This window comes from Geodermatophilus sabuli, assembly GCF_010686765.1.
Classification (GTDB): Bacteria; Actinomycetota; Actinomycetes; order Mycobacteriales; family Geodermatophilaceae; genus Geodermatophilus; species Geodermatophilus sabuli_A.
The window spans coordinates 22825-37347 of the sequence record NZ_JAAGWF010000030.1 but is presented as its reverse complement, the minus strand read 5'-3'; the positions used below and the strand labels follow the sequence as shown (position 1 = coordinate 37347).

The following is a 14523-nucleotide window of genomic DNA, read 5'->3' as shown; positions in this document are numbered from 1 at the left end:
CTCAGCCGTCCCCCGCGGCGCCGAGCAGGCGGGCCAGGGCGGCCGCGGCCGGACACGGGCCCCCGTCGGCGCGCCACCCGGGTTCGACGGTGACGAGCTCACCCGACCGGCGCACGACGCCGATCTCCTCGACACACCGCCCGACGGGGGTGCGGCGCAGGTGGACCACCACCGAGAGGGCAGCAGCCGCCTGGCTGTGCACCGCGAGGCGGTCGAGCCCGGCGGCGACGCCGAGCGCCTCCAGGCGCGCCGGCACCTCGGCGGGCCGGTTGGCGTGCAGCGTGCCGCAGCCACCGTCGTGGCCGGTGTTGAGCGCGGCGAGCAGATCGGCGACCTCCGCCCCGCGCACCTCCCCCACCACGAGCCGGTCGGGGCGCATGCGCAGCGCCTGGCGGACCAGGTCGCGCAACGTCACCTCTCCGACCGTCTCCACGTTCGGCGGACGGGTGGTCAGCCGGACGACGTGCGGATGGGTGGGCGCCAGCTCGGGCGCGTCCTCGCAGAGCAGCAGGCGCTCGACCGCAGGCACGAGCCCGAGCAGCGACGAGAGGAGCGTCGTCTTGCCCGAGCCGGTGCCGCCGGTGACGAGGAAGGCGTGGCGCCGGGCGACGAGCGCCTGCAGCAGGGCCGCGCAGTCCCCGGGGAAGGTGCCGCGTGCGGCCAGGTCCGCGAAGGACAGCGACGCCCGCCGCAGCACCCGGAAGGACAAGCAGGTGCCGCTGCCCGACACCGGCGGCAGGACGGCGTGCAACCGGGTCCCGTCGGGCAGGCCGGCGTCCACCCAGGGCGCGGCGTCGTCCAGCCGCCGTCCGGCCGCGGCCGCCAGGCGCACGGCGAGGCGACGCACGGCGTCCTCGTCGGCGAAGCGGACCGTGCTGCGCTCGAGGCCGGCTCCGCGGTCCACCCAGACCTCGCCGGGGCCGTTGACCAGGACGTCACTCACCCCCGACGCGCGCAGCAGCGGCTCCAGCGGCCCCGCCCCGGACAGCTCGTCGACCGCGTCGCGGACCGCGCGCAGCACGTCGTCGTCGCCGAGCAGGCCGCCGGACTCCTCGCGCACCAGGGCTGCGACCACGGCCCTCGTCGGCACCTCCGGTTCGGCGGCCAGGCGCGCCCGGACCCGGTCGACGAGCGTCCCCCCGCTCATGCCGCAGCCCCGGCCGCGCGGACCGGCTCGCGGAGGACCCGCCGGGCGACCGTCCCCAGCGGTGACCGGGCGGCCACCGACGGGGGATGGCCACGCTCGCCCCGGGGCACCGCGCTGCGATCGTGCCCCAGCTCGGCGAGCACCGGCCGCCCCACCACGTCGGCGACCTCGCCCGCCGAGAGGCCGCCGGGAACCCGCCGGACGAGCAGCTGGGCCGCCGACCAGCCGGCGGGCCGGCCGGCCGGATCGTCCGCGACCAGCAGGCGCCCGGCTGACGCCGACCGCAACCGCGCGGGCACGACGAGCAGCGGGAGGTCGGCCTCGGCCAGCACCGCCTCGGGCACGGCACCGGCCGCCGAGCGGGCGAGGTCGACGACGACCCGGTGGCCCGCCGTGCGGGCGGCCTCCACGACGGCGGCGAGCGCCTCCGGCCCGACGTCCCCCGGCGCCTCGCGGGAGGCGGCGAGGACCGCCACGCCGCCCACCTCCGGCAGGGCGGCCATCAGGGCGTTGCCGTCGACCCGGCCCCGCAGCCCGGACAGCTCCGGCCAGCGCAGACCCTCGGCGCGCTCGGCGCCGAGCAGCAGGTCCAGCCCCCCGCCCCAGCCGTCGGTGTCCACGAGCAGCACCCCCTCGCCCCGGGCGGCCGCCGTGAGGGACACCGCCGCGGCCACCGTGCTCGCCCCCGCGCCTCCGCAACTGCCGCCGACGGCGAGCAGGCAGCCACGGTCGACCGGGCGCCGGAGCGCCGACGCGACCCGGGACAGCAGCCAGCCCTCGTCGGCCGGCAGCACGACCACCCGTTCCGCGCCCAGCTCCACCGCCGCCGCCCAGGCCGCGGCGGGGGGCTCACCGGGGGCCACCACCACGACGTCCGGCCGGCGAGGCAGCGTGCGGACGGGCGTCGCGGCGAGGACGTCGGCGCCGAGCAGGACGAGAGGTGCCTCGCGGTGCGCGCGGCGCAGCGCCGGGCCGTCGGTGGCGACCTCCGGCTCGGCGCCGGCAGCCGCCATGAGCCGCAGGAGGTCGTCGAGGAGGTCCTCGTCGGTGCTGACGAGGAGCGGGCGGGCGGGGAGGGACCGGGGATCGACCACGGACCCACCCCAGTGCCGGCGCGGAGGTGCCGGGAGGGACGCACGGGATCTGTGGATGACCCGAAGGGGTGTGGACGGCGTGCGATCCCCGTCACCGTCCGGGAATCCACTTACAGTCGTGAACCGTGACCCGCGCAGCGGCGTTCTTCGACCTGGACAAGACCGTCATCGCCAAGTCCAGCACGCTGGCCTTCGGCCGGCCGTTCTTCCAGGGCGGGCTGATCAACCGCCGGGCCGTCCTCAAGGGCGCCTACGCCCAGTTCGTCTTCTCCCTGTCCGGCGCCGACGCCCAGCAGATGGAACGCATGCGGGCGCAGATCACCCACATGTGCACGGGCTGGGACGTCGCCACGGTGCACGAGATCGTGCGGGAGACCCTGCACGACATCGTCGACCCGCTGGTCTACGCCGAGGCCGCCGACCTCATCGAGGAGCACCGGGCGGCCGGCCGGGAGATCGTCATCGTCTCCAGCAGCGGTGCGGAGATGGTCGAGCCGATCGGCGAGATGCTCGGAGCCGACCGAGTGGTCGCCACGCGCATGGTCACCGTCGACGGCCGCTACACCGGCGAGATCGACTTCTACGCCTACGGGGAGAACAAGGCGGTCGCGGTCCGCGAGGTGGCTGCGGCGGGCGGCTACGACCTGGCCGACTGCTACGCCTACAGCGACTCGGTCACCGACCTGCCGATGCTCTCGGAGGTCGGGCACCCCACGGCCGTCAACCCCGACCGGGCGCTGCGGAGGGCCGCGGCCGAGCGCGGGTGGCCCGTGCTGGCCTTCACCCGGCCGGTGTCCATGCGGTCCCGCTTCCCCGTGCCGACCACGCCCGTCGTGACCGGTGCCGCGATGAGCGTCGGAGCAGCGGTGGTGGGCCTGGCCTGGTACGCCCGCCGGCGGGCGCTCCGCGAACTCGCCGCCGGCCCGGTCGCGCCGGCGCCCGTCACCGGACGCCGCCGCCGCCGCGGCGCCTGACGGGCCACCGGCACCCGACCCGTCACCGGCGACCGCCTCGACGCCCAGCGCGGCGGCTCCATCGGCCGCCCCGCCCGGCGCGGCGGCACCCTCAGCCCCGCAGCAGGCTCTCGCACACCGCCAGGCCCTCCAGCGCACCGTGCTCGGTGGCCCGGCAGCAGTGGACGAGCCAACCGGCCACGCCCTCGGGCCGACCCGAGGCGTATCCAGCCAGCGCCTGGTCGTACCGCTCGCGGCCCAGCTCGGCGAACCCGACCTCGGGCACCGACACCGCCTTGGGGTCCAGGCCCCGGGCGATCCCGGTCAGCCGGCCGGCGGCACGGGCGACGATCCCGTCGGCGGTCCCGAACGGCGACAGGGCCGCCAGCTCGCCGTGCACGAGCCCGGCCACGAGCACGGCGGGGATGCTCGTCGTCCCGGTGACCAGCGCGAACAGCCCCGCGAGCCGAGGACCGGCGTGGGCAGCCGGACGCCCCAGAGCGGAGCGGTCGACGAGGTCGGCCGCGGCCAGCACGTGCAGACGCGCCAGCACCTGGCCCGGCGCGCGCGACCACGTCTCGACCATCGAGCCCAGGGCGCCCGAGGTCCGGAGCGCGCCCTGCACGACCGGGTCGGCCACCTGGCCGGCGCGCAGGAGCGCCAGCGGGACGTCGACACCCTCGAGAGCGGCCGAGGCGCGCGCGCCGCGGAGGGCGGACTCCGCGCTGACCCCGGCCGACTCCCGCCGGAGGACCCGGTGGCCGAGCAACCGGTCGATGCCGCTGCGGGCCGCGTCGGCGGCGTCGCGGACGCCGGGCAGGTCGAGCAGCGGGGCGAGCGCGTCCGGAGCACCCGCAGCGGCAGGCCGGGCGGCACCGGGGCGGACGGGAATGGTCACGGCGACGACGGTACGAGCACGCCACCGGGGATCCGAACTCCCTGGTTACGCTCCCGACCACCATGGCCAAGCTGCTGTCCCTGCTCCTCGTCCGCCACGGACAGAGCGAGTGGAACGCCGCGGGCCTCATGCAGGGCCAGACGGCGCACGTGCCGCTGACCGAGCTCGGTCACGCCCAGGCCGCCCGCGCCGCAAGCGAGCTGGCCAGCCTGCGACCCGAGCTGCTCGTCTCCAGCGACCTGCGGCGGGCGGTGCAGACCGCGGAGCACTGCGCCCGCGCGACCGGCCTGCCGTCCACCACCACGCCCGCGCTCCGCGAGCAGGGCTACGGCGTGCTGGAGGGCCGACCCTCCCGCGAGCTCTGGGACGTGGTCGACTGGACCGATCCGCACTGGGCCGCCGAGGGTGGGGAGAGCCTGGCCGAACTGCACGGCCGGGTCGGTGCGTTCCTCGAGCACCTCTGTGCCGAGCGACCCGCGGAGGTCATCGCCCTGGTCACCCACGGCGACACCATCCGGGCCGCACAGGCCGTCGCCGCCGGCCTCGGGCCGGACGCGTTGCCTGCCGTGACCCCGCCCAACGGCTCGGTGACCCGGCTGGAGCTGGACCTGTGAGCCCTCGGCTCGCCCCGCGGTGAACGCGGGCGACCGACGGTCGCGGTGGACCGGGCCGCTCGAGTCCGCCGCCCTGCTCACGGTGCTCCCGGTGCCGGCGCGGGCGGCGTCGTCCACCCGCGGGGTCCTGCCGTGGGCGCCGCTGGTCGGGCTGGTGCTGGGCGGGGTGGCGACCGGCATCGCGGTCGCCGGTGCGCGCCTGGTCTCCCCACTGGTGGGCGCGGTGCTGGGCGTGGCCGCCCTGGCCGCGCTCACCCGCGGTCTGCACCTGGACGGTCTCGCCGACACCGCCGACGGTCTGGGACCGCTGCGCGGGCGGGAGCGGGCGCTGCAGGTGATGCGTCAGGGGGACGTCGGGCCGTTCGGCGTCCTCACCCTGCTGCTGACCGTCCTCCTGCAGATCAGCTGCGCGGCAGCCCTGCTGGGGACGGCGGACGGCTGGCTCCCGGTGTGGACCGCGGTGCTCACCGCGCGGCTCGCCATGGCGCGCACCGGCCTGCGGGGCGTCCCGGTGGCCGAGGGCTCGTCGCTCGGGCGAGCCGTCGCGGGGACGGTGTCGAGGACCTGGCTCGCCGGGTGGGCGCTGGCCACCGCGGGGCTGGTGCTGGCCGGCGCAGGCGGGGACTGGCCACTCGCCGGTCGGGTCTGCGGCAGCGTCCTCGCCGGCCTGGTCGCGGCCGAGGTGGTGCTGCGCCGGGCACGCGCCCGCCTGGGCGGGGTGACCGGCGACGTCATGGGCGCCGTGGGCGAGACGGCAGCCGCGGCCACCCTGCTGGTGGCCGCGGCCGTCGTCCCCTGACCGTCAGCGGCGGCGCAGCAGGCCGCTGAGCATGCCGCCGAGGCCACCCGAGGCGGCGGGCGTGGCCCGGCCGCGGCCGGTGCTGCGGGGCATGCTGCGGCCGTAGCCGCGCCCCGTCGTCGCCCGGCCCGTGGTGCGCCCCACGCTGCGCCCTGTGGTGCGTCCGCCACGCGCGGCGTTGCGAGCAGTGTTCTCTGCCGTACCCATCAGTCGTCCGAGGATGCTCATGTCGGGCCCGTACCCCGGGGACGCCGGGTCGATGCACGGACCTGCGCGGACGTGGCCGGCCGCGGGCCCAGCGACCTCGCGTACAGAGGGCTACTCGGCGCCGAGGGCATCGGCCATCCGGTGGTGCGGCACCGCCTCGTCGCCCCGGCTCTGCCGCTCCAGCGTGCGGGCCAGCGCCCGGCGGGCCCAGCCGTTGGCCGGCGCCAGCACGACCAGCCGGGTCAGCGCCTCCTCGGCGCGACCGAGCTGGGCGGACCCGAAGTAGGCGCGCGCGAGCAACTCGAGCGCGGCCTCGTTGCCGGGCTCGGCCGCCACCACGGGCGCGAGCACCTTGGCCGCCTCGATCGGCTGCCCCATGGAGAGGAACAGGTCGGCGCGCAGGAACTCCGAGTGCAGGTCGATCTCGAACGTGCGGTCCATGACGGGGGAACGGCGCGGACGGCGCCGGGCTTCCCGGGCAGGATCGCGCCATGACCCCCCTCACCCTGTCGCACTGGCCCACCCCGCTGGACCCCGCACCGCGGCTGGCCGCCGCGCTGGGCCTGGGCGCCGGCGACCTGGCGGTCAAGCGGGACGACCTCACGGACTTCGGCGGCGGCAACAAGGTGCGCAAGCTGGAACACCTCGTGGCCGACGCCCGCTCCGCCGGGGCCACGGTGCTGGTCACCAGCGGCGGCGCCCAGAGCAACCACGCGCGGATGACGGCGGCCGCGGCCGCCCGCTGCGGGCTGGGCGCCGTCCTCGTGCTGGGCGGGACGCCGACCGCCGAGCACCCCGGCAACCTCGCCCTCGAGGAGCTGCTGGGTGCCCGGGTGGTGGCCGCGGGGGACGTCGACGGCGACGAGCTCGACCACCGGGTGGCCGAGGTGGCCGAGCAGCTGCGTGCCGAGGGGCAGGTGCCCGCCGTCCTGCCCCTGGGCGGCTCCTCCCCCACGGGCGCGCGGGCCTACCTGGCCTGCGCCGCGGAACTCGCCGAGCAGGCACCCGACGCCGCGCACGTGGTGGTGGCCGTCGGCTCCGGCGGGACGATGGCCGGCCTGGTCGCGGGGCTCGGCGCCGACCGGGTGCTGGGCGTGGACACCGCGGCGGTACCCGATCCCACCGAGCGGGTGGCCGGTCTGGTGGCCGCCCTGGGTCACTCCCCCGGCCCGCTGCGGTTGCGCCGTGACCAGGCCGGTGACGGCTACGGCGTCCTCACGCCCGCGGCGATGGCGGCCATGCGCACCGCCGCCCGCACCGAGGGGCTGCTGCTCGACCCCGTCTACACGGCCAAGGCCCTGGCCGGGCTGGCCGCCGCCGTGGCCGACGGCAGCATCCGACCCGGCGAGCGGACGGTGTTCCTGCACACCGGTGGGCTGCCGGGCCTCTTCGGCCACCCGGTCGCCCGGGAACTGGCCGCCGAGCTCCTCGCACACGCGTAGCGCGTCGACCAGGACTGCATCCGGGCGACTCGCCCGGTCGGAAGACCGGGTACCACCGCCTCTCCCCAGGAGCGCCCCCATGGCCCTGAGTCCCCGGCCCCAGCCGCACCCCGACGCCCCGGCCGAGCCGGCCGCCGGCAGCCCCGTGCTGGTGGTCCACCGGATCGGCGCCGTCGTCGTCGGCCTGGTCATCGCCACCTTCGGCCTGCTCGGCTTCGCCGGCGGGCTCGACTTCTTCTCCACCGAGGGCGAGCAGGTCCTCGGCCTGTCCTCCAACGGCCTGCTGTCGGCCATCTCGGTGGCCACCGCCGTCGTGCTGTTCACCGCCGCGGCCCGCGGGCCCCGCATCGCCTCCACGGTGATGATCGTCGTCGGCGCGCTCTTCCTGCTCTCGGCCCTGGCGAACCTCGCCGTGCTGCGCACGGGCCTCAACGTCCTCGCCTTCGAGCTGCCCAACGTCGCGTTCTCCGTCGTCGCGGGCCTGGTCCTCCTGCTCCTGGGCACCTACGGCCGGGTCAGCGGGAACCTGCCGCCGGAGAGCCCCTACGCCCGGCCCACCACCGGTGAGCCGGGCGAGGTCCTCGACGAACGGCCCTCGACGCCCGAGGAGGTCGCGGCCGAGCAGGCGATGCGGGACGCCGAGGTCGCGGTCGTGCAGCGCACCGCGACCGCCGACCAGCGCCGGCGGGTGGAGGCGATGGCCCGGGTCCACACACGGACCGACCGGCGCCAGGTGTGGATGGCCCTGGACGCCCCTCGGGCGCGCTGAGCCCTCCCCTTTCCGGCAGCGGGAAGACCCGCGTGACACTGAGTGCCACCCCTGGCACCATGGCTCGGAACGTGGCGGGCGTCACCGGTTCTCACCCGGTCCGCGCCGCCGGTCGGCAGCGCACCCGGAGGAACCCATGGCGAGCACGAAGGACTGGTTCGAGACCGTCGAGGAGGCCCAGCACCGCGCGAAGAAGCGGTTGCCGCGGTCGGTGTACCTGGCGCTGGTCGCCGGCACCGAGAAGGGCCTGACGGCGAACGACAACGTCGCCGCCTTCGACGAGCTCGCCTGGCGCCCGCACGTGGCCGACCTGGCCGCCAAGCGGGAGACGGCGACCACGGTCATGGGCCAGGAGATGTCCATGCCGGTGCTCATCTCGCCCACCGGCGTCCAGGCGGTGCACCCCGACGGCGAGGTCGCCGTCGCCCGCGCGGCCGCGGCCGAGGACGTGGCGATGGGGCTGTCCTCGTTCGCCAGCAAGCCGGTCGAGGAGGTCGGCGCCGCGCACTCGAAGCTGTTCTTCCAGATGTACTGGGTGGGCTCGCGCGAGACCATCCTCGCCCGGGCCGAGCGCGCCCGCGCCGCCGGCGCCAAGGGCCTGATCATGACCCTGGACTGGTCGTTCGCCTCCCGGCGCGACTGGGGCAGCCCGCCGATCCCCGAGAAGATCGACGTCAAGAACGCGCTGAAGTTCGCGCCCGAGGTGCTGCGCAAGCCGCGCTGGCTGGCCACCTACCTGCGGACCGGCGCCATCCCCGAGCTCAGCGTGCCGAACCTGGCGCTCGACGGCCAGGAGCCGCCGAACTTCTTCGGCGCCTACGGCGAGTGGATGGGCACCGCGCTGCCCCGGTGGGAGGACGTCGCGTGGCTGCGCGAGCAGTGGGGCGGCCCGTTCATGCTCAAGGGCGTGACGCGGGTCGACGACGCCCGTCGCGCGGTCGACGCCGGGGTCAGCGCCATCTCCGTCTCCACCCACGGCGGCAACAACCTGGACAGCACGCCCGGCGCGATCCGCTCGCTGCCCGGGATCGTCGACGCCGTCGGCGACCAGGTCGAGGTCGTGATGGACGGCGGGGTCCGGCGTGGCGCCGACGTGGTGAAGGCGATGGCCCTGGGCGCCAAGGCCGTCATGATCGGCCGCGCCTACCTGTGGGGCATGGCCGCGGGCGGCGAGCGCGGCGTGCAGAACGTGCTGTCGATCCTGCGCTCGGGCATCGACGAGGCACTGCTGGGCCTCGGGAAGTCCTCGGTGCACGACCTCACCCGCGAGGACGTCATCGTCCCGCCCGGCTTCACCCGGGACTGAGCCGGCCGACCCGCCGGGCGCCGGGAATGCGCCCACGGCGGGAGGGCTTGCGAGCTGTCGTGCCCTCCCGCCGAGTCCCGCGTCCGGTCGCGTTCTGGGCGGCTGCCGTCCTGCTCGTGCTGGTGCTGGCCGCCTCGGGTGTGCCCTCACCGCTGTACCGGGTGTACCAGGAGCAGTTCGGCTTCTCCGCCGGCGTCCTCGCCACCGTCTTCGGCATCTACGCGATCGCGCTGCTGGCCGCGCTGCTGGTGGTCGGCGCCCTGTCCGACCACGTGGGTCGGCGGCCGGTCATCGCGGCCGGGATGCTGCTGCAGGTCGCCGCCATGGTGCTCTTCCTGCTGGCCGACGGCGCGGGCTGGCTGATGGCCGCGCGGGTGGTGCAGGGCCTGTCGGTCGGCGCCCTGACCGGCACCCTGGGCGCGATGCTGCTGGACCTGCAGCGCCGTGACCGGCCGCTCGGGCCCCTGCTCAACGCCGCCTCGCCGACCGTCGGGCTCTCCCTCGGCGCGGTGGGCGCCGGGGTGCTCGTCGAGTTCGTCGCCCGGCCCACCGTCTGGGTGTTCGGGGCGCTGACGGCGGCCTTCGCCCTCGCCGCGGCGGCGGTGCTGGTGCTGCCGGAGACCTCGCCGCGGCTGCCCGGGGCGCTCGCCTCGCTCCGCCCGCAGGTGCACGTGCCGTCCACGCAGCGCGGGCCCTTCCTCGTGGCGTTGCCGGCCGTGGTCGCGATGTGGTCGCTGGGCGGCCTCTACCTGTCGCTCGGGCCCTCGCTCGCCGCCGACGTCTTCGGCATCGAGGACCACCTCGTCGGCAGTCTGCTGATCCTCGCGATGCAGGGCATGGGCGCGGTCGGCTCGGTGACGATGTGGCGGGTCCCCGCGTACACGTCGATGCTCAGCGGTTGCCTGGTCTTCGCCGTCGGCGTCACGGGCACCGTCGCCTCGCTGCTCACGGGCAGCGTGCTGCTGTTCTTCGTCGGCGCGGTGCTCTCCGGTTTCGGCTTCGGCTCGGCCTTCCTCGGCGCGATGGGCACCGTCACCCGGGGCGTCGCGCCGGGTGAGCGGGCCGGGCTGCTGTCCAGCATCTTCGTCGTCGGCTACCTGGCCTTCAGCCTGCCCGCGATCGCCGCCGGCCTGGTCGCGGGCGAGGTCGGGCTGCGCCCGACGGCGGAGGTGTACGGGGTCGTCGTCATCGTGCTGGCGCTGGTGGCCGTCGTGGGCCTGCTGCGCCGCCGGCGCACGGAGCGGGTCTCCGCGGCCGTCGAGCAGGCCGAACCCGTCGCCGCCTGACCCGGGCGGTCGCGGACGGCGAAGGAGGCCGGCTCGCCGGTGGCCACGGCCAGCACGCCGGGTGGTGCCCTCCATGGGCGGCGGCGGCACGGGGACGGAGTGACCAGCGTGCCGTCCAGGCCGAGCACCGCCAGTCGTCCCTGGTGATCGCGACGGGATTCTGCTTCAATCTTCAAGGAAGCGCCCCTGTCTCCGCCTCACCGAACCCGGAGGACCCGATGACCCGGACCCGCGACACCGCCGTCGCCGCCCCGACGACGGCCATCCGGTTCGCCCAGGCCGCCACCGTGCTCTCCGTGCTCGTGCTGATCTGGCAGTTCTTCTCGGCCGGTCAGCTCGTCACCGGGGAGGACGCCCTCGGAGGTCACGGGGCCGGCGCGATCGCCCTCCACGTGGCCACCTTCCTGATCCTGGCGGCCACCGTCCTCGAGGGCCGCTCGACCCGGGTCTGGTGGCCGGCCGCCCTGGCCGCCGTCGTCTTCGTGCTCACGTTCGTCCAGGCCGCCCTGGGCAGCTCCGGCGACATCGCGCTGCACGTGCCGGTCGCCATGGTCCTGACGGTCGGCACGGTGTGGCTGACCGCCTGGGCGTTCTGGCCCAGCGCCTGACCCCGCGCCCGCGGCAGCCTCACGCGGGCAGCTCACCGGCCGGACCGGCCGCCTCCGCCAGCAGCCGCGTCCGCGTCCCGGCGTCGAGCCGGTCGACGTAGACGGTCCCCTCGAGGTGGTCGACCTCGTGCTGCAGGCAGCGCGCCGCCATCCCGGTCGCCTCGATCGAGACGGGGTCACCGGCCAGGTCGACGCCGTCCACCCGGGCACGGAAGGCGCGGGCCAGCTCCGCGTAGGGCCCGGGCACCGACAGGCAGCCCTCGTCGGTGACCTCCTCGGCCGGCTCGCCCTCGCGCGGGTCCGGCAGGGTCAGCACCGGGTTGACCACGTAGCCGACGACGTCCTCCCCCTCGGCGTCGGGGCAGTCGATGACGAACACCCGCGCGTCGACGCCGATCTGGTTGGCGGCCAGGCCGACGCCGTCGGCGGCCTCCATGGAGGCGAACATGTCGAGGACCAGCCGGCGCAGGTCCCGGCCGAACTCGGTGACCGGCGCGCACGGCCGGTGCAGCACCGGATCGCTGCCGTAGGTGACGATCGGCCGAGCAGTGCCGGGGTAACGGCCGGGCAGACGCATGTCCGCCGATCCTAGGGACGGCCGCGCCGCGACGTCCGGGCGAGGGACGCCGCGACGCCCTCACCCGGACCGGTCAGCGCGCGGGCGACGTGCGCCGTGCGGCCCGGAGCAGTCGCACCGACGAGCGCGCCGCCGGCACCCGCGGCTGCCGCGGACGGCGGTGCAGGGCTCCCCGGGGCGCGGGCGGGACGGGGAAGCCGGCCAGATCGGTCCGGAGGTGACTGGCCGGCGGGTCAGCCGGTCCGCGGCCGCCGCGGACGGCGACGACGAGGGTGGTCACCGAGAGGGCGACCAGTCCCAGCAGCACGAGCAACGTGACGACACCACCTGAGGTCATGGGAAGAGCGTGGCATCGAGTGGACTGGACGATGTGAGTCCACTGCGGCATGGTGGCCTGCATGCCACCACGAGCAGACCAGTCCACTTCGGCACGTGAACTGGCCACGATGGTCGGCCCGGTCGAGGCGGTGCCCGGTCCGCGGTACGCGGGGCTGGCCCGCCGCGTGCGCGAGCTCGTCGCCACGGGCGCCCTGCCCAGCGGCACCCGGCTGCCGGCCGAGCGGGAGCTGGCCGCCGAGCTGGGCGCCAGCCGGGTCACCGTCGCCTCGGCCTACCGGCTGCTGCGCGAGCAGGGCTTCGCCGTCACCCGGCACGGGTCCGGCACGGTCACCGAGCTGCCCGAGACCGGCACCGGGTGGCGGGCGCCGAGCACCGACCCCGCCGTGCTCGACCTCGCGCACGCCGCGCCCGAGGCGGTGCCGGAGGTGCTCACCGCCTACCAGGAGGCGCTGGCCGCGCTCCCCGGCCTCACCGCGGGCCACGGCTACGCCCCTGGCGGGCTCCCCGAGCTCCGCCGCGCGATCGCCGACCGGTTCACCACGCGCGGCCTGCCCACCGACCCCGACCAGGTGGTGGTCACCGCCGGCACCGGTGACGCCACCGCCGTCGCGGTCGAGACCCTCCTGCAGCCCGGCGACCGGGTCCTCGTGGAGCACCCCACCTATCCGGGCGCGATCGGGATGGTCGGCGCCGCGGGCGGCCGCTGCGTCCCGGCGCCGGTCGACGCGGCCGACCCCGACGCGCTGGTCGGAGCCGCCCAGCTGGTCGCCCGGCAGAGCAGCCCGCGGCTGGCCTTCCTCATGCCCGACTTCTCCAACCCCTCCGGCGCGCGCTTGACGGCGGCCGGACGGCGACGGTTGTCGGCCACCCTGTGGCAGCACGGCGTGCTGGCGCTGGTCGACGAGGTCACCGCGGAGCTGTACCTGGACGACGGGCCGCTGCCCCCGTTCGCCGCCGGGCTGCCCGACGCGGCGACGGTCACCGTGGGCGGGCTGTCCAAGGCGGTCTGGGGCGGGCTGCGGATCGGCTGGCTGCGGACGGACGCCGCGCTGGCCGCCCAGCTCGGCGCCGCCCTGGGCCGCCGGCAGCTGTCGGTCGGGGTCCTCGACCAGCTGGCCGCCGCCATCCTGCTGCGCGACCTGGACGGCATCCTCGACCAGCGGCGACGCGCGCTGAGGGAACGCCGGGACGTCCTGCTCGGCGAGGTGGCGCGGGCGCTGCCGGACTGGTCGGCGTCCCGGCCCGGCGGTGGACTGTCGCTGTGGTGCCGGCTGCCGGCCGGCAGCAGCTCGGCCGCGCTCAGCGCCGCCGCCGCGCCCCTCGGCCTGCTGCTCGCCGAGGGCCGCGCTTTCGGCACGGGGCACGCCTTCGACGACCACCTGCGGCTGCCCTTCACCCTCCCGCCGGCCCGGCTGCGGGAGGCGGTGGCCCTGCTCGCCCGGGTCGACACCGAGCTGGGCAGCCGGCCGCCCGCGCAGCACCCGCTCGTCCGCCCGGCCACGGTCGTCTGACCGCCCCCGGGGTGCGGCAGCGGACGGCCCGTGGCGACACGACGGACCGCGCGACCGCACCGGGACTGGGCGTGCACGCGGGCAGCGGACGACGTACGGTCCGGGGGCAGCGGAGCGACCGGTGGTCACCCCCACCGGCATCCCGTCCTCGTCGAACACGCGGCTGGGCGGCGCACCGGAGCCACCCCTCGGAGTCGAGATGACCGCGACGTCGTCCCCCGTCCTTCCCGTCCGCGAGCCCGCCCGACCGGGCCCGCCGGCAGCACGGCCCGTCCCGGTCGCCCGGCGAGTCGCCGGCCGCTACCGGTTCGACCGGCGCACCGGCGCCTGGTCGTGGACGCCGGAGATGACCGTGGTGCTCGGCCTGCCCCGCACCGCCGCCCACCCCTGCGTGGACCTGCTGCTCCGGGCGCTGCACCCGGACGACCGCCCGCGGCTGCTGGAGGCCGTCACCGCCGCCTGCACCCAGGGCCGGCCGTTCGCGCTGACGGTGCGGCTGTCCAGCCGGCGCGGCGGCGAGCGCAGCGCCGTCCTCGTGGGGGAACCGGTGGTCGACGCGGTCGGTTCGGCCACCGCGCTGGAAGGCCTGCTCGTCGAGGTGCCCGCACCGGAGTCCCCGGCGTTCGACCCGCCGCAGCCGACCCCGTCCGCCGCAGCGGCGCCCGGGGACGGCGAGCGGGTGCACGCGCTGGAGACCGAGATCGCCCAGTTGCGCACCGCGATGAGCAGCCGCGCGGCCATCGAGCAGGCCAAGGGCATCCTCATGCTGCTCACCAGCTGCAGCGAGCAGGTGGCCTTCGACCTGCTGGCGCACATCTCGAGCAACTCGCACCGCAAGGTCCGCGACGTGGCCGTCGCCATCGCCCAGTCCGCGACCGGGCGGACCCCACTGCCCGCCGACGTCCGCGCGCTGGTTCGGGACGTCTGCCCGCCCGGACCGATCCGGACCTGACCCCGCGGGGGCGCGCCCCGC

The 14523-nt window shown here is 76.6% G+C and carries 16 protein-coding genes; 10 read left to right on the top strand and 6 right to left on the bottom strand.

The window, feature by feature from the left end:
* Position 1 precedes the first annotated feature (1 nt).
* The gene (locus GCU56_RS21990) at positions 2 to 1147 is read right to left on the bottom strand and encodes a TadA family conjugal transfer-associated ATPase (protein ID WP_163484323.1); all 1146 of its coding nucleotides are present in this window, start codon (positions 1145 to 1147) and stop codon (positions 2 to 4) included.
* Positions 1144 to 2241: a septum site-determining protein Ssd gene (gene ssd / locus GCU56_RS21985; RefSeq protein ID WP_163484321.1), complete on the bottom strand. Its 1098-nt coding sequence runs from the start codon at positions 2239 to 2241 to the stop codon at positions 1144 to 1146. Before ssd ends, GCU56_RS21990 begins: the two co-directional genes overlap by 4 nt.
* Positions 2242 to 2366: 125 nt before the next feature.
* Between ssd and GCU56_RS21980 the strand changes: the two genes are divergently transcribed.
* Positions 2367 to 3215 carry an HAD-IB family hydrolase gene (locus GCU56_RS21980; protein WP_163484319.1) on the top strand — a complete coding sequence of 283 codons (849 nt, stop codon included), beginning with the start codon at positions 2367 to 2369 and terminating at the stop codon, positions 3213 to 3215.
* Positions 3216 to 3306: 91 nt separating this feature from the next.
* Here GCU56_RS21980 and GCU56_RS21975 read toward each other — a convergent pair whose 3' ends face one another.
* Positions 3307 to 4092 carry an oxidoreductase gene (locus GCU56_RS21975; RefSeq protein WP_163484317.1) on the bottom strand — a complete coding sequence of 262 codons (786 nt, stop codon included), beginning with the start codon at positions 4090 to 4092 and terminating at the stop codon, positions 3307 to 3309.
* 62 nt (positions 4093 to 4154) lie between these two features.
* Here GCU56_RS21975 and GCU56_RS21970 point away from each other — a divergent pair, with 62 nt between their 5' ends.
* Positions 4155 to 4706, top strand: coding sequence for a histidine phosphatase family protein (locus tag GCU56_RS21970; protein WP_163484315.1), 552 nt, complete (start codon positions 4155 to 4157; stop codon positions 4704 to 4706).
* Between the two features lie 19 nt (positions 4707 to 4725).
* The gene (locus GCU56_RS21965; protein WP_163484313.1) at positions 4726 to 5505 is read left to right on the top strand and encodes an adenosylcobinamide-GDP ribazoletransferase; all 780 of its coding nucleotides are present in this window, start codon (positions 4726 to 4728) and stop codon (positions 5503 to 5505) included.
* A gap of 318 nt (positions 5506 to 5823) precedes the next feature.
* On the opposite strand, the gene GCU56_RS21955 is transcribed toward GCU56_RS21965, so the two are convergent.
* Positions 5824 to 6153, bottom strand: a complete 330-nt coding sequence (locus GCU56_RS21955; RefSeq protein ID WP_163484309.1) for a tetratricopeptide repeat protein — start codon at positions 6151 to 6153, stop codon at positions 5824 to 5826.
* A 50-nt stretch (positions 6154 to 6203) separates the two neighbouring features.
* On the opposite strand from GCU56_RS21955, the gene GCU56_RS21950 reads away from it, so the two are divergent.
* The 5 genes from GCU56_RS21950 (at position 6204) to GCU56_RS21930 (ending at position 11123) form a co-directional block, all read left to right on the top strand.
* On the top strand, positions 6204 to 7154 hold the full coding sequence (locus GCU56_RS21950) for a pyridoxal-phosphate dependent enzyme (protein WP_163484307.1): 951 nt from the start codon (positions 6204 to 6206) through the stop codon (positions 7152 to 7154).
* Between the two features lie 79 nt (positions 7155 to 7233).
* Positions 7234 to 7923 carry a DUF4383 domain-containing protein gene (locus GCU56_RS21945; RefSeq protein ID WP_163484305.1) on the top strand — a complete coding sequence of 230 codons (690 nt, stop codon included), beginning with the start codon at positions 7234 to 7236 and terminating at the stop codon, positions 7921 to 7923.
* Between the two features lie 136 nt (positions 7924 to 8059).
* Positions 8060 to 9229: a pre-mycofactocin synthase MftD gene (gene mftD / locus GCU56_RS21940; protein WP_163484303.1), complete on the top strand. Its 1170-nt coding sequence runs from the start codon at positions 8060 to 8062 to the stop codon at positions 9227 to 9229.
* 59 nt (positions 9230 to 9288) lie between these two features.
* Positions 9289 to 10515: an MFS transporter gene (locus GCU56_RS21935; RefSeq protein WP_345772005.1), complete on the top strand. Its 1227-nt coding sequence runs from the start codon at positions 9289 to 9291 to the stop codon at positions 10513 to 10515.
* Positions 10516 to 10733: 218 nt separating this feature from the next.
* Positions 10734 to 11123 carry a hypothetical protein gene (locus GCU56_RS21930; protein ID WP_163484299.1) on the top strand — a complete coding sequence of 130 codons (390 nt, stop codon included), beginning with the start codon at positions 10734 to 10736 and terminating at the stop codon, positions 11121 to 11123.
* 19 nt (positions 11124 to 11142) lie between these two features.
* Here the strand turns inward: GCU56_RS21930 and def are convergent, their stop codons facing one another.
* Positions 11143 to 11700 (bottom strand): peptide deformylase, encoded by a 558-nt coding sequence (gene def / locus GCU56_RS21925; RefSeq protein ID WP_163484297.1) that lies wholly within the window; start codon positions 11698 to 11700, stop codon positions 11143 to 11145.
* A 73-nt stretch (positions 11701 to 11773) separates the two neighbouring features.
* Positions 11774 to 12037 (bottom strand): hypothetical protein, encoded by a 264-nt coding sequence (locus GCU56_RS21920; RefSeq protein WP_163484295.1) that lies wholly within the window; start codon positions 12035 to 12037, stop codon positions 11774 to 11776.
* A gap of 61 nt (positions 12038 to 12098) precedes the next feature.
* Between GCU56_RS21920 and yczR the strand changes: the two genes are divergently transcribed.
* Both yczR and GCU56_RS24895 read left to right on the top strand, forming a co-directional pair.
* Positions 12099 to 13550, top strand: coding sequence for a MocR-like transcription factor YczR (gene yczR, locus GCU56_RS21915; RefSeq protein WP_163484293.1), 1452 nt, complete (start codon positions 12099 to 12101; stop codon positions 13548 to 13550).
* Between the two features lie 121 nt (positions 13551 to 13671).
* A complete protein-coding gene (locus GCU56_RS24895; protein ID WP_163484291.1) occupies positions 13672 to 14502 on the top strand; it encodes an ANTAR domain-containing protein in 831 nt (276 codons plus the stop codon).
* Positions 14503 to 14523: the final 21 nt, after the last annotated feature.